Genomic DNA, 20,289 nt, shown 5'->3' with positions numbered 1-20,289 from the left:
CTCCCCTTTAAGCGATGTCCTTCTTACGAAAGGCACGACAGCCAAGCGCAAGAATGACGATGAAATAAATAATGGTATACAAGATAAAAGCACCGCTTGGTACGTTAAACACAGCGAACGGCCCCATGCTCTCCATCGCCTGCGTCGGCACCGGTAGCTGCAGCCCATCCAGCAGCTCAAACGTGATCCGATTCAGCAGCGCATTGGCTGGCATCAATAGCTTCAGCACGAATGCAAACTGGCTGGCCATTTCATTCTCGCCTTTCTGACTGAATATATTCTCGGCGAAGCCGCTGAACATGCTAAGCCCATACAACATCGCGCAGGCAACGCCATTACCAAGCATCGGCAAATAAGTCGAGCCAAGCATCGATACGCCGAGCAGCAGCATCGGAATCCAGATAAACAGTAGAAATGTCTTCAGCAAGATCAAAGGCAATACCGGAAAATGCAGCAAATAATGAACCGGCAGCAATATCGCAAAAAACATAATGCCCGCGTACAGCACCAGCCAGAACGCGTATCCGATATACTTGCCAAGGTATACGCGCCATCTTGCGATTGGCCTCGACAGAACAGCCAGCATCAGACCATTCTCAACCTCGCCGGAGATCGCGCCCATCGTCGTGAAGAGGATGAAGAACGCGATAATCATCTGGGAGAAAAGCAGCCCGAGTGACATCAGCATAATGCTGTCGGCGACGTTCCCGGTGAGAGTGACTTGATGGCCCTCGAAATTGGTCGATATCTTGTAGACGCCGAAGATGAAGAGCGAGACGAACAGCATCGACAGCACGAACGTTACCGGCAATATCCGTTTGCGAAACAATTCCTTGCCTGCAAAAGAGATCCAGCTCATGTGCGCGCACCTCCTGCCGCTTCCCCGCCCGACATGGAGAGGAACCATGCTTCCAAGCTGCCTTGGACCGGCACCGCTTCATAGACGGTTACGCCTTCTTCAACTAATAAGCGAATTAGATAGCCGATCTGCTCGCGGTCCTGCGCAGACACCTTCAAGACGGCGCTGCCATCCGCAGCTTGCTTCGCGACTTCGGCCGTCATCCCAGGCAACAGTTGCTCACGCAGCTCCTCCTGTAACTCCGGCAGCCAACCGCTGACCGAAAGCTCCCAGTTCAAGCCTCGTTGCAGCATGTCGCGCATCGAACCGCTTGCGCGAAGCTGCCCCTTATGCAAGAACGCGACTTCGTCGCATACCGCTTCGACATCTTCAAGCAGATGGGTGTTCAAGAAGACCGTCTTCCCAGCTGAACGCAGCTGTTCAAGGAGCTGACGAACTTCATACCGTCCGATCGGATCAAGCGCCGATGACGGCTCGTCGAGAATGATGAACTCCGGGTCCATGAGCAGCGCGCACGCAAGTCCAAGCCGCTGCTGCATGCCTTTGGAATATTGCCGAACCCGGTCATTGCCGCGCTCGTTCAGCCCGCAGATGCGGAAGACTTCCTTCATCCGCGCGGCGAAAGAAGCCGACTTCGTCTGTCCGCGCGTCATGCCGCACAGTCCGGCATGGTAACGGAGCACCTCCGCGCCGGTCAGCCAATCTTGGAAGCGGAACAGCTCGGGCAAATACCCGAGCTTCACCCGCGATTCGGGGTCGCCGATCGGCTTGCCGAACAGCGTGCCGCTGCCGCTGTCCGGGCGAAGGAGGCCGACCACCATCTTCACAAACGTGCTCTTGCCTGCCCCGTTCGGTCCGAGCAGCCCGAATATCTGACCCTGCTTGATGCTGAGCGAGATATTCGAGCAGCCTGTGCCCGATGAATACATTTTGGACAGGCGATCTGTCTGCAAAATCATCATTTCATCATTCCTTGAGCTTCATTAATAATGGATTGTTCCGTCGGATAGTCCTTCACCGTGCCGCTTAGCTGATAAACCCAATCATCTTGCAACCAGATAACCGAGCGGTTATAGCCTGAGTCTGTCACAATCGCTTCATTACCTTCAATCTTCGTCGTGTGCACGTTATCTGTGGAGAACGACGGCACCGGCAGCGTATGGCGCCAATCGCCAATGCCGGCAAGCTTCGTCCGCATATCATCTGGAAGCATCGGCAAATCAAGCACGGCTTGGCGAATCTGCTCGACATCTATGTCGTCTGACACATCCAGCGATGGGCTAGGCAGCTGAGTAAGCCGCTTCGACGAAGATTCGTCCGTGCTTTGCGTGACGAAAGTGCCCGGAATCGTCAGCTTGATCGGCGAATCCTCAACCGATTTCGGGAACTCCGTCTTGCCGCCGAGCAGCGCGATCATCTGATTGATCGCCTTCGGATGCAGCTTGAACGTAATTTGCTGCTCCGGCATGTAGTGAATGACAGACTTCCCTTTGACTGAGAGTGCCTTCAGTGGACGGTCTCCGGCAAGTGCAGCCGCTTCCGCTTCACTTACAGTCCGCTCCTGGCCGCCGCCTGTCTGCTCGATTTCACCGTAGCGCTTCAGGTCCAACTGGCGAGTCCCCACCGTTCCGTCCTGCAAGGCAGCTTGGAAGCTTTGCATATCGGCTTCACTGATGGACACCGTTTGAAAATGCTGCACGCGGAACGTGTTCATCACCGATGCCATGACATCCTGACCCCAAGACGAGAACAAGAGCACGCCAGCAACCGTCGCAGCCGATGCGATTGATACCCATCTCCGCTTGAAGCGGCTCGAACGCTTGCGCGAAATTTTTGCTTCATTAATAGTGTTGAATTGCGGTGACACCTCTGCAATCTCTTGAGCTGGAGTTTGCTCCTGCTTCGGCGATGCTTCCTTCGCTTCCTCTGGTTGCTCTTCACGCAGCCCTGTTGCTGGCATTTGCTTCTCTTTCAGCCAGACTGGCGCGACCTCTTCCTCTTTCACGGACATGAACAGTCGGTTCAACGCCAGCTCCACATCGTCTTCCGTTATATTCAGCCCTTGATTCTCTTCATCTACACGTTTTGGTTGTTTCATTGCTCCATAACCTCCTCGGACAACATATTTTTCTTAAATCGGCTGGCCGCTCGCATGAGCAGCGTTCCGACTATCTTCGGATTCACTTGCAGCGCTTCGGCAATTTCAGCATGGCTGTAGCCTTGCTCCTTCAACAGCAGCGCCTGCCTGTCCCGCTCGGATAGCTTATTCAGCACGCCACGCACAACGTCCCGCTCCCAGCTCTGAATAACAACCGCCTCATTGGACGGATAAGTCTGTTCATCCGACAGCGCTTCATGCTGCTGCTTCTCATTCAAGTCATTCAACCTTCCCGCCTTGCGGTAATGGTCATATACGATACGCGTCATTACGCGGTGCAGCCAAGGTCCCGTTCTCTCCAGATCTTCCGGCGGATTGCGGTACAATCTGATAAACACTTCCTGCGCCAAGTCCTCCGCCGCGGCGCGGTCTCCAATAAGACCAATGATCTTGCGCAGCACAGGTGGATAATGCTCCCGAAATATCTGTTGAAATCGGGCCGGCATCTGTTCGTTCGGCATGCTCTCGCCTCCTTCATAGAGTAAGACGTTGGGTATGGGTGAAATATAGCATGTAGCACGAAAAAAGTTTCGCAGCAGCATGGCGAGAACTTTTTTGCGTGAGCACGAAAAATAATTCAATGGATATATCCATTATAGCTATTCAATCAGCGGCGTCTTCTTATACATAGACAAAAAAAATCAACCGAGCAGCGCCACCTGCGCCACCCGGTTGATTATCGTCCTTAGCCTTGTTCGGATGCTTTACGCGCATCCAACTGATTATAGCTTGTCGCATCTTGAATGCCATCCAAAAAAACTACAAAATACGCTCAGCTCCACTGTCGCGGAATACCGCTTCCGCCGTGCCGCCGACCGACAAATCCGGACCGTCAGCGAGCTGATTATCGCCCATATTGGCAGCGATCAATATCGCTCCGCGAGCAAGCGCATCTCGGCAAGCGCCAGCATCGCCCTCATCAAGGCCGATATCGATAAGCGCGGCTTCGATGGTCGAGTCGCTGTCATACCCAGCGGCTGCGGCCAAGATGCCGTTATTCGGGAACGCCACTCCGCCAAAGACGCCCATATTCAGCCCGCTGACCGGAACCGGCGCAGCGACGCCAAGATCGTTATTGTTGTGCTCATCAGCAGCAGCGCGGGTCAGCATGAGGTCCGTCATCTCATCGGCATGGACATCCGTCTCCGATTCGATGCGCCTCGAATGGTCCCGATCCTTCGTGATCACCCTCAGCTCATTCCGCGTGAAGCCAGCTTTCTCAAGCGCGTTCACCGCTTCAACCGCTTCGTTCTCCGTGTTGAAAATCCCAATTCTGTAAGTCAATTCGTTCGCCTCCGCATACCGCTAAACTATACCACCCTTGGTATGCCCTGTTCGCGGAGGAAATAACCGGAATCCTCTCCGCCCATCCTTGTTGCTCCCTCTCTAACGAACTCAGGAGGCGTTATTCGAGCAAGTTTGGCGGGTTTGAAATTCTAACGAACTCAGATAACGTTATTCCACTCTTTTGAGCCATTTCGGCGGCAAAATCAGGGCAATAGCGTGTCTCCAGTTCGTTAGCCAATTCAACCAGCCGAAATTGGCTAAATAAGCGCTATACGATTCGTTAGCGCGAGGTTGGCGGCAGGCGGCCAGCCCGCTAGGCGAGTAAACAGGTTATCAAGGCCGCGAAGGCGAGCCGTCCGGAATGCGCGACAGCGTCCAGCCCGGCAGCACGTCATGACACGGATACTGCGCTGCCTTCTGCTCGTCAATGTCAACGCCTAGCCCCGGCTTGTCGTTCACATACGCGTAGCCATTGCGGATGGTCGGGCTACCCGGGAATACCTCGTGCATCCGTTCTGACAGCGCGCTCCATTCTTGAACACCAAAGTTCGGGCTCGACAGATCGAGGTGAAGATTCGCCGCTTGACCGACCGGCGACAAGTCCGGCGGACCATGCCAAGCCGTGCGAATGCCGAACGCTTCGCAGATCGTGCCGAGCTTCTTCGCAGGCGTCAGCCCGCCGATGGCGCTAATATGGCAGCGGATGAAGTCGATCAGCCGATCCGTCACGAGCGGCATCCATTCCGCGGAGTGGACGAACAGCTCGCCCATCGCAATCGGCGTCGCGCATTGTCCGCGAATATGGCGGAACCAGTCGAGCTGCTCCGGCGGCAGCGCATCCTCGAGGAAGAACAGCCGATGCTCCTCGAGCTGCTTCGCGAGCCGCACCGCTTCGATCGGCACGATCCGCTCGTGGATGTCGTGCAGCAATTCGACCTCGAAGCCGAGACTATCGCGCAGATGGTCGAACATGCGCGGCACGCTGCGCACATAAGCGTCCGGGTCGAAATAAGCGCCGGGCAGCACGTGGTCAGGCTGGTGCAGCTTATGCCCTTGACCGCCGTAGCCGCCAAGCTGGCAGCGGACATAGCGGCAGCCCTGTTCCATGAAGGCGCGCACATTGTCTTCGACCTCCTGCGGATCGCGTCCGTCCGCATGGCGATAGATCGCCGCCGCTTCGCGAAGCTTGCCGCCGAACAGTTCATATACGGGCTGATTCGACATTTTCCCCTTAATGTCCCACAACGCCATATCGACGCCGGAGACGGCGTTGTTCAGCACCGGTCCGTTGCGCCAATAGCCGCTGACCATCGCCGTCTGCCAGATATCTTCGATGCGTCGCGGGTCCTTGCCGATCAGGAACGGCTTCAAGTATTGCTCGACCGCAGTCGCCACTGCAAGGTGGCGCTGCGTGAACGTTGCACAGCCTAGGCCGTAGAGACCGGGCTCATTCGTTTCGATCTTCACGATAACGAGATTGACTCCATCCGGCGCGGTTAGAATGACGCGGACATCTCTAATTTGCAATTGTTCCACCATGCAAGCGGCAGCTCCTCACTTCGAACCTTGCAGGCTCGCTAGTTGCTCTTCAGCATCTGCTGGGATTTCATGCCAGCCATCGAACTTGCCGAGCATCTGCTGAATGTAGAACGGACCGCTCTCGCGCAGCTGCTGCGAGCGTTCGCCCATGAAATTATCGACGCGGTTCTTGCAAAACGACTGTAAGTGATTGTAGTACAAAGCTCGACGCTCCTCGGTCGGATGCACGTTCGGCAGCGCCGCATGCCAGAGCGCGCCATGGAAGATGACCGCATCTCCCGCTTCCACAAGCACTTCCACTTGGCCTTCGAAGTAATCTTGGCCATCCGGCGGATTCTTCCCGCTCTTATGCGAACCGGGCACGACGACGAGCGGCCCTTTCTCCTGCGTAATATCATCGAGGTAATACGCGCAGTTGATCGAGACCGGGAAGTACCAATGCGGAGGCAGCGGCTCCGGATACACATGCGAGTCCATATGCCAGCCGACCGGCATCCCTTTGCCCGGCTTAATCCGCGTCGCATTGACGCTCTCCATCTGCAGCTTCGGTCCCATCAGAGCGCGCATCACGTTAAAGACAGGCGGGTTGACGAGCAGAGGCACGAAAGCCTCATCTCTGTCGATAATGTCCGGAATTTCACGCGTCGTGAAACCTTCAGAAATCGCGATGACGCGATCAATCAACAACGACACCTGCTCCTTGCTCAGCGCTTGCTTCACAATCAGATAGCCGTCGCGCTCGAACTCGGCGACTTGCTCGCTCAATGTCAGACTCATCGTTTACTCCTCCTCTAACTCCATTACGAGAGCTTTGTACATCGGCATGACGCCATGCGGCTTTACATCGAACAGGCGATTGCCTATCCATGCTCCCTCGTACGGCTTGCCTGCTACCACTTCGGTATGCTCCACGAGCTTCGGCTCGAACGTAAGCGCCACGGTTTCGCCAGCTCGAAGGCCCGTTACAACGAAATAGCCAGCATCCACCACAGCCGAAGCCGCTAGCCCTCTTGGCGCCTGGCACTTCAGCTCATCCGCCTTCAGCCATCCTGGAAGACGGATATAAACATCGCTAGAACGCAACGGAGTTACGCACAGTACGCCTTCCTCCGGCACACCGTACTCCATGCGTACATCCTCGCTCGCCTTATTCAGCCATATGTTGACGTAGAGACGGTCCCCTTCCCATGAAGTCGCATGATCCCAAACCAGGTGCAAGCCCCGTCCGCCTGCCGCGCAGCAGCAAGCCATCGTATCCACTTTGCCCCCGTTCGAGAAGTCGTTTGGGTTCATCCGCCCCGTGAAGCCCCCGCGATAGCGCTCCGGCACGTCACGATACGTTCTTGTCTTCGTCTCTTCCTTGTCCGTCACCGTCTTCGCCCACGAAATATCCCTTACCTGCGAGGCGACAAGCGTGTTGGCGAACCGATCCGCATCGTCCCAGCAAGCGGTATTGCCATTCTTCGCAAGGTAAATCGCCGTATGAATCATATCCGTCGTACAGCACGTTTCGCTGTGCTGAATGACGCCCGGCAGCCAGCGATACCGTTCATCAACCGGCTCTTCGCCGTTCAAGCCCGTGCCTTCCGGGAACCAGCCGTATGTACTGCCCATCGAGCAAGCCCAGTTGTACACCTTCTGGCACCAGTCGATCAGCGTTCGGTCCTGCAACAAGATCGCATAGCGGAGAATGCCTGCGACAGCGCCCATTTTCGAATGGAAATGCCCGTCATCCGGGTATCGTCCCTGCGACCAGAAGCTGCCATCCTCAGCGAATACCTTCGAGTGGTACACGACGAAATTCGTCAGTTTCTCCAGCATTTCCGCAGCTAGCGGATCGCCAGTACGCTCGTAATAGATCGCTAGCGGCAGAATGAACACACCGCCGCCGTAATGCGTTGGTTCGACGATAAAGCCATGCTCGGTGTACATCTGCTCCGGCACCGCCATCCCCGGCACATACGTCTCGAACGGATAGCAGATGTAATCGTCCCGCTCCACCGCTATTGCCCGCATCCCCTTCAGCATGCGTTCGATGCGCACCAGCGCCTCTACATCCTGATCGAACTTATGCCAGCTGAGCAGCCCAAGGAAGACGCTTCGCTGATCGAACATATTCGCTCCCGCAGGCACGCCCCACTCGTTGCTCATCCGGTAGAACAGACCATCGGACTCGCTCTGCATCCAGCGGAGCGCTTCTTTCAAATGCTCCTCCGCCTCGCGTCCGATCCGCTTGCCGATGATCTCGCCACACAGAATCGAAGCATCTAGAAACCTACCTACCGCGTCGCCAAAGTCCCATTCGCTATGCCATGCGAACGACTCGTCACTGCCGATCTTCGCGAAGAAGTACGGCAGGTAATGATAGTCCGGATCAAGCATCTGCTCGTAATGATTGATAGCAAGGGCTGCCAGATCCCGATAGTCAATCGTTTTGCCTAACTTGTCTAACTTACCGAGCTTGCCTTGTTCCATCTTCGATCATCCTTTCAATGAGCCTAGCATGATGCCTTTGACAAAATACTTCTGCAAGAACGGATAGATACATAGAATCGGCGCTGTCGTGACGATCAGCATCGCCATCTTGATCGATTCCGCCGTAACGGTCACCGCGCCTTGATGCATCTTGCTCAGCACCGCAAGGTTGGACGCTTCATTCGACTGAATGAGGAAGAGCAGCAGGTTCTGCGCCGTCCACAGCTTCGTATTCGAGATGAAGGTGAAGCCTGTGAACCAGTCATTCCAGTGGTTGACGCCGACGAACAGCGCAACCGTCGCAAGCACCGGCTTCGACAGCGGGAAGATAATACTGAAGAAGATTCGCGCATCCGACGCGCCGTCGATCTTCGCCGACTCCTCCAGCGCTTCAGGCAGCTCGGTCATGAATGTGCGCACGAGCATAATGTTGAATGCGCCGTACAAGCCAGGGATAATGTACGTCCAGAAGCTGTTGAGCAGATGAAGCTGCTGCAGCGTGATATAGAATGGAATCAGTCCGCCGCTGAGGAACATCGGAATGACAATCCACCAGTTCAGAAACTTGCGCAACGGGAAGTTCTTCTTCGTGAGCACATACGCGAACATCGCTACAAGCAGCACCTGCGTAATGACGCCGACGACAACCCTAGCGACGGTGACGCCGTAGGCGATGAAGATATTGTGATCGCTGAAGATGACGTTGTAGTTCTCCAAGCTGAACATGCGGGGCCAAATATAAATGCCGCCCTTCTGCGCATCCATCGCATCATTGAAGGAGATGGCCAGAATATAAATAAACGGATACAAGCACAGTAACGAAAAAGCGAGCATGAACAGCATATTGACGCCGTTGAACCATTTTTCACCCCGTGATCTCTGCATGCCGGCACTCCTCCCCTATATGAGCGACTCTTGCTTGATTAGCTTGGCAACAAAGTTACAGACGAGGAACAGAATAAGTCCGACTGTCGCTTGGAACACGCCCATTGTTGCGCCGAGCGAGAGCCCCATGAAGCCGCCCGAATTACGCAGATAACTTAAGATAAGCGTATCGAGAATTTGCCCAACCTCCTGCACCTGCAGGTTCCCCATCGTCCACAGCTGGTCGAAGCCCGCGCTCATTAGACCGGAGGCGCTCAAGATGAACAGCAGCACCATCGTGCCGCGGATGCCCGGAAGCGCGATATGCCAAATTTGCCTGATGCGGCTTGCCCCGTCGATGCTGGACACCTCGTACAGATGCGGATCAATGCCAGACAGCGCAGCCAAGTAGATAATGGCGTTGAAGCCGATATTCTTCCATAATTCCGTGAAGATGACGACTGGCAGGAACGCATCCGTGCTGCCCATGAAGTAGAACGGCTCGTTCAAGAAGCCGATGCGCGTCAGCATTTCGTTAATGAGTCCGCCGTCCGGGGAGAGCATCTTGTACCACAATCCTGCAGCGATAACCCAAGAGATGAAGTACGGCAAATAGCTGATCGTCTGCACGAAGCGCTTAAATACCGTCTGATGAATCTCGTTAATGAGCAGCGCGAACAGAATGGTAGCCGGAAAGCCAATCAGCAGCTTCAGACCGCTAATTATAATCGTATTGCGAAGCGCGTTCGTGAAGTCAGGCAGATTAAAGATCGTTTTGAAATTCTCTAGACCGACGAATTCGCTGCCCGTATAGCCTTTGACCGGGTTGTAGTCCTGGAAAGCGATAATGATGCCGACCATCGGATAATACGAGAACAAGAGGAAGAAGATGATGCCCGGTATGGTGAAAATATAAAGCCAGCGTTGCTCCCACATTTTGCGTAAGATCCGCTTCGTCATTGCCTTGCGCCGAGGTTCCATTACGGTGTTCGTCTGGCTTTCTGCGAGAGTTGTCATCGGTTCTTTAGTCCTCCTTCTTGCCAAGGAATGATTCAAGGAGAGCGCCAGAGCGGCGCTCCCCCACAGAAACGATTACTTCAAGTTCTCAAGGTGAATCGACTTCGCTGATTCCTCGCGCTCTGCAACGATTTTGTCATAGCCAAGCGCTTTGACGTTCTTGCCCCAATCCTCGACCAGCTTCTTGATGCCGTCCGGATTCTTCGCCGTTATTGCCTTTGCTACCATTTGCTTATAACGCTCGCTCTGGCCGACTGTCGCTTTGTTCTCGACATCGCCTGGCTCGACATATCGCTGTGGATCTGTCACGTATTCCGTTGGGAACTTGGAGCCAAGGTTCTTCCACGTCTCAATCATATCTTCGCGCAGCTCATAGCCGGTTGGCGCTTGGTTCTTGATGAGCGCTTCATAGTTAGGTATGAAGGAGTACACATCGATACCGAAGTGCGCGCGCTTGTTCCAGTCGCCGGACGTTTCGTCGAAGAACGCTTTCGTATCCACGACTTTGCCATCGGCGTTGCGCTCCCACTGCTGACCCTCGATGCCGTATTTCGTCAGAATCGTGCCTTCCTCAGAGAGGATGTAGTCCAGCGTCTTGAAGAATGTATTGACTTCTTCCTTCGGCAGTCCTGCTTTCACCGCCCAGAGGCTCCATGCCTCCAGTCTGAACTTCGGCAGGCTTGGGCCGGAAGCGATTGTCGGATCATACAGCTGCACGCCGACGAACTGCGCCTTCGGATCGGTCTTCTTCATGCTGTCCGTGAACGGATTGGCTTGTTCCCAATATGCGCCATGCACGGCACCGTAGCGGCCTTGATTGCCTTTCTCGTCGATCTGACCTTGCTTGAGCGTGAATGCTTCTTTCTCAATCAAGCCTTCGTTATACAGCTTGTTGTAGAACGTAAGCGCTCGGATCAGATTCTCCGGCTGGCTGACGTCGGAACGGGCTGGCTTGCCATCCGCATCGGTGTACCATACGCCTGTTCCATCGTTCTGGTCCGGCGGGAAGAAGAGCTTAATCATATTGCGGAAGTTCTCGCCGAATGCCGCATAGGGAATGACCGGCTGGCCGTTGACGTCTTTGATCTGCTCCTTGAACGCCTTCAGATCATTGTACAGATCGTCCACCGTCTTCGGCAGAGGCAAGTTCAGCTTGTCGAGCCAGTCCTTGCGAATCCAGATGGTCGGCTGGTCGATGGCGTACGCCTGCATGTTCGAGAAGTTCTGCGCGATGCTGTAGATTTTGCCATCATGCGCGTCGGAAGTGAACGGGAGCAGCTTCTCCACGGCATTCTTCACGTTCGGATATTTCTCCAGCCATGGCGTTAAGTCTTCGAGCTTGCCGCTTTCGCCGAGGTTGTTCAGAATAAGCTTCGTCCTGGAGTCCGCTCCGGTTGTGACGATATCCGGCCAGTCAGAGCCACCCGTGGATGCCCACAGCTGCAGCTTCTGCACAACATCGTCGTAGCCGCCTGTCTTGATGACGTCATACGTCAAGTCCTTCAGGCCAAGGCGCTTCTTCAGCTCCGGCAGGACGATGTCCTTCGCCGGGTCGGCGTTGTCCCAGCCCCAGTTGAACGCGGTAACCTTCAAGCTATCGACTGTGCCGATTTCCTCACTGGACGAGTTTGTCGACGTATTCGTCGAATTCGTGCTATTGCTGTTCGATGAATTGGATGTATTCGTGGAGTTTGTTGTATTCGTGGAATTGGCCACATTGCTCGTTGAATTGCCGCTATTGCTGCTGTCGCTGGTATTGTTGCCATTGTTGCCGCCGCATCCGACCAAACCTACCGTAAAAGCTGCAGTAAGCAAAATCCCTACATTTTGACGGATTCTCACAGTAATTCCCCCTGGATATGTGATAGGTGGTTCATGCAAACATCAGTTTGAAGCTTCGGTCTTCCCCGCCGAGCCTGTCTGTTCCAGCCGCAGCCATTCCCCCCTTACTCAAATTCTACCAATGCACATTGCCCCCGCGCTGGTCCGCATAAGGGATGCCTTGCGTCATCGGAGCGTTGCTTTGCTCCATCCATTTCCGCTGATAGATCGGATAGATTTGACCGGATGGCGTCACGGACAACACGGTATCGCCGCGCCAGCGAACGTTGTAATCGCTGCCGGATACGCGTTCAACCGTCTCAACCGTCGTCAGCGGGTAGAGCAGCTGAACGAGTTGTCCCGGCTGCAGGCCATCGAGGCGAATGTAGCCTCCATCGTCTGCAAGAATCGGCAATGCCGCGCCATCAACGGACAGCACTGCATCCTCGCGAGCGATCCATTCCGGCATTCTCACGCGCAGCGCTTCGGCGTCATGAATAAGCAGCTCCAGCTTGCCTTCATACGGCTGATAGCTGATCACTTCCACCCACTCGCTATTGCGGCTCAGCGCCATGTTCACGCTGACGATGCCGTCCTTCTTCGTCACGATGTCATCCCAGAGGAGGTAGCAAGCGCGAATGCCTGCGCCTAAGCAGCAGCCCTCGACGCTCTCGCTGCAATTGTCGAGCGAACCTGGCTTCGACCAAGAAGCCCAACTGCCATAGAGCGCGCGCTCCAGGATCAATTTCTCGGGGAAATCGCCTTGAGGCAGCATCGGATCGGTATGTACGAATTGATTCTCAAGCAGCTGGTTGCGGGCGAACCGCTCCAGAACTGCGTAATAGCTCTCGTCAATATGGCGAGCAATGAGCAGACCAAGATGAATGGCGTCCGTAATCGTGCAAGATTCACAGGAAGCATCATCCGGGCCAACGCCGTCCGGCACCCAGCCCCATGTGCTCGAGAAGCGCATGGTCCAGTCGAACACGCTCTTCATCTGCTGTACAACTGCAGCATCATTCGTACGCAGCGCGCGGCGCATGATCGCTACAGCTGCAGTCAGAATGCCGCCGGAGTGTGTATGCCCTTGATAGCGGCCATCAGCTTCAAAGGTGCCGCTGACATTCAGCACGAACCGGCACATCCGGTCGAGCAAATCTTCGCAATCCGGTGAATCGTTGACGGTTTCCGTGAAACGCGCCAGCGCCAGCATAATGCCTCCGAGCGGGAATGTCGGGTAGCCGTTGAAATCGCCGAATACCGCATGCTCCATCGTGTTCCAGCCGTCTGCGTTCTTGAACCAATAGCTATAGTCGCCTTCATGCTGCACATTGCCTTGGATCGAAGCGGCTAATCGCTCCACGGTTTCCCGGCGCTCCTCGCTCGGAGCATCGAGGTACAGATCGACATAAGCAAGCAGCATTCGGCCAGCCATGAACGGATTGAGAAACGGATCGCACGTGTCTAGCATTGCGCGAAGCGCCTCTTCTTCTTCCTTGTAGGCAGATGATCCCGTCACCGAACGGCCCAGCAAATACGCATCCGTGAACCGGCTGCACATATCGCCAAGGTCCCAAATATGATGCTCCAGCTTCGGTTCCGGCTTCAGGCGAAGCAAGAAATACGGCCGGTAATTCTGTTCTCGATCCAGCCGGTTCGCAATGGCGCTGAACCCTCGTTCAATCGCCTCCTGCAAGAAGTAAGTCTTCGGCCTTGATTGCAGCTTTACACCCATTACCATCATTAACTCCCCCTGACGAATTCGCATGTGATTCATGTGGAATCGGCAAACAAGCAAGTAGCTGATCATGGAGACTGTCATGTGAATAGAGCGCTTACATTTTGTGGTTACTGAGAAAATATTGGGTTGTCTGTCGTGTGTTGCGGTCGTTTAAAGTGGCAGGCTAGCAATAGAAATACTCATGGAGTTCATGGCGCTGTGAGGTGGGTTGGGCTTATACATCCGAGAAGAATAAACGTTGAGGGCTAAACATTGAAGGGTTGAACAAGTTGCTTATATCAAATATACAACTGTTGCTCAATGGATTGTTGACAATATTCATTTATCTGAATCATACTCCCATCCTTCTATGCTGTAAAGAAAAAGATTTGAATGATTTGTTAAAAGTTGTATATTCAATATATCAAGTGAATCCGGCTATCGCCAGTCCTTACAGCAAAAGCTTGCGTTTCGCGGAGATATCATAGCAAGTAGGAGAGAGTGGGAGACTTAAGATGTCCGTTCCAGTGAAGCGAGTGCCCTTATATACGCAGATTCGCACCTACATCGCCGACCAAATTACAGAAGGCAAGCTAAAGCCCGGAGAGCGACTGCCTTCTGAGAACGAGCTGGCGGAGCATTTCGGCGTCAGCCGCATTACGGTGAAAGGCGCATTGTCCACCCTCGTCGAGGAAGGAGCGGTCTATCGCATTCAAGGGAAAGGCTCCTTTGTTTCCGATGGGCCGCAGAGCAAAGAACCGGTCCTCTATCCTCCTGCCACCGCATCCGCCGCTGCTCTTGTGAAGCCGCGCAAGATGAAGCTGATCTCCTTGATGATTCCCAGTCTCAAGACGGCCTACATGGTCAATCTGGTGAAAGGCGTTGAGCAGGAAGCTGCGCTGGGAGGCTATCGGGTTATCGTGTCGCTCACGCATGAGTCTGTAGAGACCGAATGCACGCTTCTGGCAGAAGCTGACGAATTTGGCGTGGACGGTGTGATTGTTTACCCTATAGAAGGAGAAAGCTATAACGAAGATATTTTGCGAATGTCGCTTCGCGGCTATCCGATCGTCGTCATAGACCGCTATTTGAAAGGGCTTGAGACGAACTGCGTCTGCTCCGATCATTTTGGCGGCGCCTATGAAGCGACGAACCATCTCATTCAATCCGGTCATAGGCGCATCGCCTTCCTGACTGCTCCGGCCAAAGGCACATCGAGCATGGAGGACCGGCTTGAAGGTTACCGCAGAGCGCTGTCCGACAACGGTATTCCTAGCGATCCGAGACTTGTCTTCACCAATACGGATCGGCTGCAGATTGAGAGATTTCTGCGTGAGAGCACCGATGTGACTGCCGTCTTCGCGCTCAACTCCTCGCTCGGCCTGAAAGTCATCGCCGCGGCGGAACGGCTGGAATTCTCGATTCCCGAGCAGTTGTCCGTTATTTTCTTCGATGATTTGGAGCATTCCTATCGCTGGGCGAAACGTCCGTCTTGTGTCCTACAACAGGAGGAAGAGATCGGCATACAAGCAACGAAGCTGCTTCTCTCGCTCGCCGAGAATCCGGATCAGGAGCGCAAGAAGATCGTGCTGCCCCCTCGGCTTGTCGTAGGAGGAACGACAGCGGCACCGGCGGATTTTACATAACTTGGAACTCTTATCTGATTCAAAAGAATCATGCGTGGGTAATACGCTTTATAGAAATTTATTAGATTTGGGAGCGTTGCGCGATGAAACAGAACGATAAATTAGTGCTGCGAACGGAAAATCAGGTGGGCAAGTGCACCGTCTATATCGGCGGCGAGCTTGACCTGGAATCGGCCGTGCAGATGCGTGCGGCAATGACCCCGCTCATCGAACTGACCGATCGCGAATTGATTCTGAATCTGCAGGAGCTGCGCTACGTTGACAGCACGGGCATTGGGATTCTTGTTTCGGTATTGAAAGCCCGACATGCCAAAGAAGCGCCCTTCACGGTAACCGCAGTGCCCCCGCATATTCGCAAGCTGTTTGATATGACAGGCATTACGCCATTTCTACTGAAACAAGCCTAAGGCGATAGTCTACGACCAGCCTTCAGAAAGGAACTCACAACAATGAACGCTAATGAAGACTTAATCACGCTCAAAGTGCCAGCAGCTGCGGAATATATTGATCTGGTACGGCTGACGCTCTACGGCCTTGCAGCCAAAATCGGTTTCTCATACGAGGAAATCGAAGATATGAAAGTAGCTGTGTCCGAAGCATGCAACAATGCTGTGCTTCATGCGTATGGCGACATGCGGAGCAGTGCGGTTCTTACAGGGGCCGGCATGCCTCAGATTGAAGTGCGTTTCGTGAAGAAGTACGATGCGCTCTCCATCATTGTGAAGGACGAGGGAACAAGCTTCGATGCTGCGGCGGCATCGAGGCAGTCACAGCCTGTGGACGGGAAAACGATCGATGAGCTGCAAGCCGGCGGGCTCGGCCTCTACTTGATGCAAGCGTTAATGGACGACGTTATCGTGAGCAGCGAGATGGGAACCGAGGTCGTGCTGACGAAACGGCTCATCCGAAGCGGTGATCTCTAATGAGCACGCAGCCGGCTAATCAACGGAGCGCGGACGGCATCGAACTCATTACGGCCTATCAGAACAACCCGAACAATGAGACCGCTGAGCTTCTGATCGTCCATTATGAGCCTATGGTTCGAATGGCTGCCGGTAAAATATCACGTAACCGTCCTGACTTGTACGAGGATTTGATGCAGATCGGCCAGATGGCGCTTCTTCGCCTGTTCAGCCAATTCGACAGCACGCTTGGCGTGCAGTTCGAGCCTTATGCGATGAAGAGCATTATCGGCCATATGAAGAACTTCCTTCGCGACAAGTCGTGGTATGTCCAGGTTCCCCGCCGCATTAAGGAGAAAGGCATCGCGCTTCAGCAAGCCATTGACGAATTGACCGTTACGCTCGAACGCTCCCCGAGAATGGATGAGATCGCGGAGCGTATGGAGCTATCCGTCGAGGAAACAACCGAAATTCTCGCTGGACGCGAGCTGTATCACTACGTCTCTCTCGATACGCCAATATCCGACGAGGACAGCAACTCGACGCTCGGCGATCTGCTCGGATCTCCGCTTGATGATTTCGAGAGCGTCGATAAGCGGCTCGATCTACAAGCCGCTATGAAGCAGCTTGAACCGGCGGAGCAGCGCGTGCTGCTGCTTGCTTATCAGGATGGACTGCCGCAACGGCAAATCGCCGACTTGCTCGGCATCTCGCAGATGAGCATCTCCCGTATTCAGCGGAGGGCGACGACGAAGCTGAAGAAGCTATTAAGCGAACAAGAAGAGCTTGACGATTAGAAGCGCGCTATCCTTGCGGCACGACACTGTGAACCGCGGATGGCGCGCTTCTTTTGTGATTTGAAGCCATTTTGGATAAATTTGTCGGCTCTGGAGTTGTACTCTGCGTATTGTTCGCGTTATGATGGTAGCAACACGTATGAACGGACACGCAGGAGGCTTCTAAACCATGATGCATCGTTTGCTGCAGTTTCCTCCCAAATGGGAATGGCTTGTGCTTAACGAGCAGCGGCCGGAATCATCCGGCCTCAGCCGCAGCAGCAGCCGAGCTGCCGGCGGCGGATCAGCCGATGCCTTCCTCTCGGAACATGCCGAGGAGCAGGCTGAGGCGAAGCAGGCAAGCGCCGCTGCCTTGAAGCAGGCTTACCCTGAGCTTGCCGGCTGGTTAAGCGATATTGAAGGTAACACTCACAACCAAATTATCGTCAGCGAGCTGGCCGGCGGCGAATCCGTGCTGCAGGGAACGCTTATGTTTCAAGTGTCGGATGACGAGAGCGATTTGCTTCCGCTCCATTTTCGCGTAACGGAGGCTCGGCTCGTGACGCTTGCCGGCGACATGCGCTTATCTGTTCGGCTGCAGCTCGACCCATGGCAGGACAAGCTGAACCGCTGTCAGAGTGCACCGGAGGGCTTCTTCGTCGTTCTCGGCTCCATACTGGAGACGTTCCACGCCGGACTCGACCGTTTCGAGACGCGGCTTGGCGACCTGGAGCACAAGATGCGCCGGAAGAATCGCACGGGTCTCATGAACAGCATCTTCGAACGGAGATATGAGCTGTTGCATTGGAGCCACTTGTTCATTCCGATCAAGGAAATTCAAGGCGCGGCCAAGGAAGCATTCATGGACACGTTGCTCGAGCAGGAAGAGTACAAGCGGATGGAGCTCAAGCTTGAGCGCATTGAAGCACTGCTTAGCCATTATGCGATGGAGATCGACACGCTCCTGATGATGGACGACGCCATCTCGAACTTCCGCGGCAACGATATTATGAAGACGCTAACGATCTTCACCGCCCTGTTCATGCCCGCCACGGTCATCGGCGCGGTATGGGGCATGAATTTCAAGCGCATTCCTTGGGCAGGCGAGCCATGGGGCTTCGTCGCGGTCTGCTCCATCATCGTCGTCGTCACCATGCTAATCTACTGGTGGCTGTGGCACAAAGGTTGGACCGGCGATCTGCTGAACGGCCGTCACAAGGGCGAAATCGTCGGCTCTTCTTCGCGCGCCGATGCTGCCGCAGCTGGCGACGACATGCGGCCATTGCCGAGCCGCAGCAGCCGCACGCGCGGCGCGCAGGGCACAGGCGGCGCGACCGGCGGCGGCGGGAACAGCCGCGACGAACACGACGCTCCGCTGCCATCGCGGTCGAGTCGTTAGCAATCGAGAGCGGGAAGAGGCGCTATGGGGCGCTCTTCCCGCTTTTTGCGTTTTTCGCTGAACCAGCACTCTCTCGCCTAGCCCCGCGCCAGCTTCTCATACTAACTCCCGTTTCACTTTCAAGCTCCCTTTGAACCAACACTCTCCCGCCGCGTCTCACGCCCGCTTCTCCACTAACTCCCGTCACACTTTCGCGCCTCCGCTGAACCAACACTCTCCCGCTTCGCCCCATCGCTTGCTTCTCCACTAACTCCCGTCACACTTCCGCGCTCCCTCTGAACCAACACACTTCCGCCGCGTCCCGCGCCAGCTTCTCCACTAACTCCCGTCTCACCTTCGCGCTTCCTCAGAACCAACACTCTCCCGCTTCGCCCCGCCTTCTCTAACGGAACACAGACACGTTATCTCGGAGAATTCGGCTGTTTTGAAAATGTAACGGTACACAGAAGTCTTATTGCGAGCAATTGCATCCATTTAGGGGCAATGGAGGGGCAATAGCTTCTCTGTGTTCCGTTAGAGCGACAGCTGCGAATAAGCGCTGTACGTTCCGTTAGATCGTAATTCACCTCACAAAAAAAGAGCCCCTGCCAAGCAGGGGGCTCCCTCATCACTTAATCACTCGATCACACGATCACTTAATATCCACAACGACCAAGCAGCGGTCGTCCGACTGCAGCTCTTCCTCAAGCTGCCCCGCATGGAACAGCGCCTTCTCGAGCTCCGCGAGCGAGGTAGCACTGCCGTACGGCTGGAGCAAAGCCGTCAAGCTCGCCGGCCGGTCTTCCTCGCTATCGCTGCCGACAAGATCATAGATGCCGTCGGTCAGCAGCACGATTCGGTCGCCCGAGCTGATCGGCAGCGTATGCTTCTCAACGACGATGTCGCCGAACATGCCAATCGCCACACCGCCCTGCTTGAACGTCTCTACTTCGCCATCGCTGCGAATTATCATTCCCGGCGGATGGCCCGCATTCACATACTCGACGACGCCTTCAATGAGATCAACAACGATATAGAGGCCCGTAAAATAATACTGAATCAGCTGATCTGCAAATTGCAGCTGCAGTGAGCGGCGATTCAGCTCACGGATGACCCGCTTCGGCTCCACCTGCTTCGACATCGCTTCCTTCAGCACCGAGGCGATGAACATGCAAGCGAGCGATGACGAGATTCCGTGACCCATCGCATCCATCACAGCTATGCCATATCGGTGATCGTCGATTCGGTTCCAGGCATACAAGTCGCCGGACAGCTCCTCGGACGGGCGGAAGATCGCATCAATCGCGACGCCCTCGTCATCGAGCTTATTCGGCAATGCCGCCAGCTGTACTTCCCGCGCCAGTTGCAGCTCCTCGCGTACCCGCCGGTCCCGCTCCTTATGCCAATCCTTCTCCACCTTCAGCCGCAGAGCCACGCGAATGCGGGCGAGCAGTTCAATACGGTTAATCGGCTTCGTCACATAGTCGCTCGCCCCGGCGTCCAGCGCCTCTGCAAGCTTCTTCGAATCGCCAATTGCAGTCACCATAATAACCGGAATATCCTTCAGCCGAGCAGAGCGCTGCAGCATCGAGCAAGCCGTTATCCCATCAATACCCGGCATCATCATATCAAGCAGAATCAGATCAATGCCGTGCCCGTCGTCTCCCGGCCCGACATCCGGCTCTTCGCCTTGCTTCGTTAGCCCAAGGAGCTTGAACATCTCTCCAGCCGATCCTGCCGACTCAATGTCGGTATAACCCGCTCGCTTCAATATTTCTCTGACCACCGTTATGTTCATCGGATTATCGTCAACGACGGCAATTCGCATTTTCCATCTCCTAGCTTTG

Annotated in this window: 19 protein-coding genes; 5 read left to right on the top strand and 14 right to left on the bottom strand. The window is 54.9% G+C overall.

The window, feature by feature from the left end:
- Window positions 1–7: 7 nt before the first annotated feature.
- The 12 genes from AC0YNX_RS24650 to AC0YNX_RS24595 form a co-directional block, all read right to left on the bottom strand.
- The gene (locus tag AC0YNX_RS24650; protein WP_475818346.1) at window positions 8–859 is read right to left on the bottom strand and encodes an ABC transporter permease; all 852 of its coding nucleotides are present in this window, start codon (window positions 857–859) and stop codon (window positions 8–10) included.
- On the bottom strand, window positions 856–1,821 hold the full coding sequence (locus tag AC0YNX_RS24645; RefSeq protein ID WP_475818345.1) for an ABC transporter ATP-binding protein: 966 nt from the start codon (window positions 1,819–1,821) through the stop codon (window positions 856–858). Before AC0YNX_RS24645 ends, AC0YNX_RS24650 begins: the two co-directional genes overlap by 4 nt.
- Window positions 1,818–2,957, bottom strand: a complete 1,140-nt coding sequence (locus tag AC0YNX_RS24640; RefSeq protein ID WP_475818344.1) for a hypothetical protein — start codon at window positions 2,955–2,957, stop codon at window positions 1,818–1,820. Before AC0YNX_RS24640 ends, AC0YNX_RS24645 begins: the two co-directional genes overlap by 4 nt.
- Window positions 2,954–3,478, bottom strand: a complete 525-nt coding sequence (locus tag AC0YNX_RS24635; protein WP_475818343.1) for a sigma-70 family RNA polymerase sigma factor — start codon at window positions 3,476–3,478, stop codon at window positions 2,954–2,956. Before AC0YNX_RS24635 ends, AC0YNX_RS24640 begins: the two co-directional genes overlap by 4 nt.
- 298 nt (window positions 3,479–3,776) lie before the next feature.
- Complete coding sequence (locus tag AC0YNX_RS24630) at window positions 3,777–4,301, bottom strand: general stress protein (RefSeq protein WP_475818342.1); 525 nt, start codon at window positions 4,299–4,301, stop codon at window positions 3,777–3,779.
- A gap of 336 nt (window positions 4,302–4,637) precedes the next feature.
- The gene (locus AC0YNX_RS24625) at window positions 4,638–5,843 is read right to left on the bottom strand and encodes an enolase C-terminal domain-like protein (protein ID WP_475818341.1); all 1,206 of its coding nucleotides are present in this window, start codon (window positions 5,841–5,843) and stop codon (window positions 4,638–4,640) included.
- A 15-nt stretch (window positions 5,844–5,858) separates the two neighbouring features.
- On the bottom strand, window positions 5,859–6,620 hold the full coding sequence (locus AC0YNX_RS24620; RefSeq protein ID WP_475818340.1) for a phytanoyl-CoA dioxygenase family protein: 762 nt from the start codon (window positions 6,618–6,620) through the stop codon (window positions 5,859–5,861).
- A 3-nt stretch (window positions 6,621–6,623) separates the two neighbouring features.
- On the bottom strand, window positions 6,624–8,318 hold the full coding sequence (locus AC0YNX_RS24615; protein ID WP_475818339.1) for a hypothetical protein: 1,695 nt from the start codon (window positions 8,316–8,318) through the stop codon (window positions 6,624–6,626).
- Window positions 8,319–8,324: 6 nt separating this feature from the next.
- On the bottom strand, window positions 8,325–9,203 hold the full coding sequence (locus tag AC0YNX_RS24610) for a carbohydrate ABC transporter permease (RefSeq protein ID WP_475818338.1): 879 nt from the start codon (window positions 9,201–9,203) through the stop codon (window positions 8,325–8,327).
- 15 nt (window positions 9,204–9,218) lie between these two features.
- Window positions 9,219–10,199, bottom strand: a complete 981-nt coding sequence (locus AC0YNX_RS24605) for an ABC transporter permease (protein ID WP_475818337.1) — start codon at window positions 10,197–10,199, stop codon at window positions 9,219–9,221.
- Between the two features lie 75 nt (window positions 10,200–10,274).
- Window positions 10,275–12,041, bottom strand: a complete 1,767-nt coding sequence (locus AC0YNX_RS24600; RefSeq protein WP_475818336.1) for a type 2 periplasmic-binding domain-containing protein — start codon at window positions 12,039–12,041, stop codon at window positions 10,275–10,277.
- Between the two features lie 115 nt (window positions 12,042–12,156).
- On the bottom strand, window positions 12,157–13,788 hold the full coding sequence (locus AC0YNX_RS24595; protein WP_475818335.1) for a hypothetical protein: 1,632 nt from the start codon (window positions 13,786–13,788) through the stop codon (window positions 12,157–12,159).
- 467 nt (window positions 13,789–14,255) lie between these two features.
- Between AC0YNX_RS24595 and AC0YNX_RS24590 the strand changes: the two genes are divergently transcribed.
- The 5 genes from AC0YNX_RS24590 (at window position 14,256) to AC0YNX_RS24570 (ending at window position 18,463) form a co-directional block, all read left to right on the top strand.
- On the top strand, window positions 14,256–15,386 hold the full coding sequence (locus tag AC0YNX_RS24590) for a GntR family transcriptional regulator (RefSeq protein WP_475818334.1): 1,131 nt from the start codon (window positions 14,256–14,258) through the stop codon (window positions 15,384–15,386).
- Between the two features lie 83 nt (window positions 15,387–15,469).
- Window positions 15,470–15,793 (top strand): STAS domain-containing protein, encoded by a 324-nt coding sequence (locus tag AC0YNX_RS24585; RefSeq protein ID WP_475818333.1) that lies wholly within the window; start codon window positions 15,470–15,472, stop codon window positions 15,791–15,793.
- 42 nt (window positions 15,794–15,835) lie between these two features.
- The gene (rsbW, locus tag AC0YNX_RS24580) at window positions 15,836–16,309 is read left to right on the top strand and encodes an anti-sigma B factor RsbW (RefSeq protein ID WP_475818332.1); all 474 of its coding nucleotides are present in this window, start codon (window positions 15,836–15,838) and stop codon (window positions 16,307–16,309) included.
- Window positions 16,309–17,085 (top strand): sigma-70 family RNA polymerase sigma factor, encoded by a 777-nt coding sequence (locus AC0YNX_RS24575; RefSeq protein ID WP_475818331.1) that lies wholly within the window; start codon window positions 16,309–16,311, stop codon window positions 17,083–17,085. The genes rsbW and AC0YNX_RS24575 overlap by 1 nt, the downstream gene beginning before the upstream one ends.
- Before the next feature lie 169 nt (window positions 17,086–17,254).
- Window positions 17,255–18,463, top strand: coding sequence for a magnesium transporter CorA family protein (locus AC0YNX_RS24570; protein WP_475818330.1), 1,209 nt, complete (start codon window positions 17,255–17,257; stop codon window positions 18,461–18,463).
- Window positions 18,464–18,636: 173 nt separating this feature from the next.
- Here the strand turns inward: AC0YNX_RS24570 and AC0YNX_RS24565 are convergent, their stop codons facing one another.
- Complete coding sequence (locus tag AC0YNX_RS24565) at window positions 18,637–18,822, bottom strand: hypothetical protein (RefSeq protein WP_475818329.1); 186 nt, start codon at window positions 18,820–18,822, stop codon at window positions 18,637–18,639.
- Window positions 18,823–19,094: 272 nt separating this feature from the next.
- Window positions 19,095–20,270 carry a PP2C family protein-serine/threonine phosphatase gene (locus tag AC0YNX_RS24560; protein ID WP_475818328.1) on the bottom strand — a complete coding sequence of 392 codons (1,176 nt, stop codon included), beginning with the start codon at window positions 20,268–20,270 and terminating at the stop codon, window positions 19,095–19,097.
- Window positions 20,271–20,289 lie beyond the last annotated feature (19 nt).

Source organism: Paenibacillus sp. J31R98, assembly GCF_056269245.1.
This window is presented reverse-complemented; position numbering and strand designations above follow the sequence as displayed.

What these genes read in the sequence shown, in the direction of transcription:
- AC0YNX_RS24595 (WP_475818335.1), bottom strand. Translation starts at nt 13,788, where the DNA reads ATGCGAATTCGTCAGGGGGAGTTAATGATGGTAATGGGTGTAAAGCTG.
- AC0YNX_RS24645 (WP_475818345.1), bottom strand. Translation starts at nt 1,821, where the DNA reads ATGATGATTTTGCAGACAGATCGCCTGTCCAAAATGTATTCATCGGGC.
- AC0YNX_RS24635 (WP_475818343.1), bottom strand. Translation starts at nt 3,478, where the DNA reads ATGCCGAACGAACAGATGCCGGCCCGATTTCAACAGATATTTCGGGAG.
- AC0YNX_RS24650 (WP_475818346.1), bottom strand. Translation starts at nt 859, where the DNA reads ATGAGCTGGATCTCTTTTGCAGGCAAGGAATTGTTTCGCAAACGGATA.
- AC0YNX_RS24620 (WP_475818340.1), bottom strand. Translation starts at nt 6,620, where the DNA reads ATGAGTCTGACATTGAGCGAGCAAGTCGCCGAGTTCGAGCGCGACGGC.
- AC0YNX_RS24560 (WP_475818328.1), bottom strand. Translation starts at nt 20,270, where the DNA reads ATGCGAATTGCCGTCGTTGACGATAATCCGATGAACATAACGGTGGTC.
- AC0YNX_RS24615 (WP_475818339.1), bottom strand. Translation starts at nt 8,318, where the DNA reads ATGGAACAAGGCAAGCTCGGTAAGTTAGACAAGTTAGGCAAAACGATT.
- AC0YNX_RS24640 (WP_475818344.1), bottom strand. Translation starts at nt 2,957, where the DNA reads ATGAAACAACCAAAACGTGTAGATGAAGAGAATCAAGGGCTGAATATA.
- AC0YNX_RS24585 (WP_475818333.1), top strand. Translation starts at nt 15,470, where the DNA reads ATGAAACAGAACGATAAATTAGTGCTGCGAACGGAAAATCAGGTGGGC.
- rsbW (WP_475818332.1), top strand. Translation starts at nt 15,836, where the DNA reads ATGAACGCTAATGAAGACTTAATCACGCTCAAAGTGCCAGCAGCTGCG.
- AC0YNX_RS24610 (WP_475818338.1), bottom strand. Translation starts at nt 9,203, where the DNA reads ATGCAGAGATCACGGGGTGAAAAATGGTTCAACGGCGTCAATATGCTG.
- AC0YNX_RS24575 (WP_475818331.1), top strand. Translation starts at nt 16,309, where the DNA reads ATGAGCACGCAGCCGGCTAATCAACGGAGCGCGGACGGCATCGAACTC.
- AC0YNX_RS24590 (WP_475818334.1), top strand. Translation starts at nt 14,256, where the DNA reads ATGTCCGTTCCAGTGAAGCGAGTGCCCTTATATACGCAGATTCGCACC.
- AC0YNX_RS24570 (WP_475818330.1), top strand. Translation starts at nt 17,255, where the DNA reads ATGATGCATCGTTTGCTGCAGTTTCCTCCCAAATGGGAATGGCTTGTG.
- AC0YNX_RS24605 (WP_475818337.1), bottom strand. Translation starts at nt 10,199, where the DNA reads ATGACAACTCTCGCAGAAAGCCAGACGAACACCGTAATGGAACCTCGG.
- AC0YNX_RS24625 (WP_475818341.1), bottom strand. Translation starts at nt 5,843, where the DNA reads ATGGTGGAACAATTGCAAATTAGAGATGTCCGCGTCATTCTAACCGCG.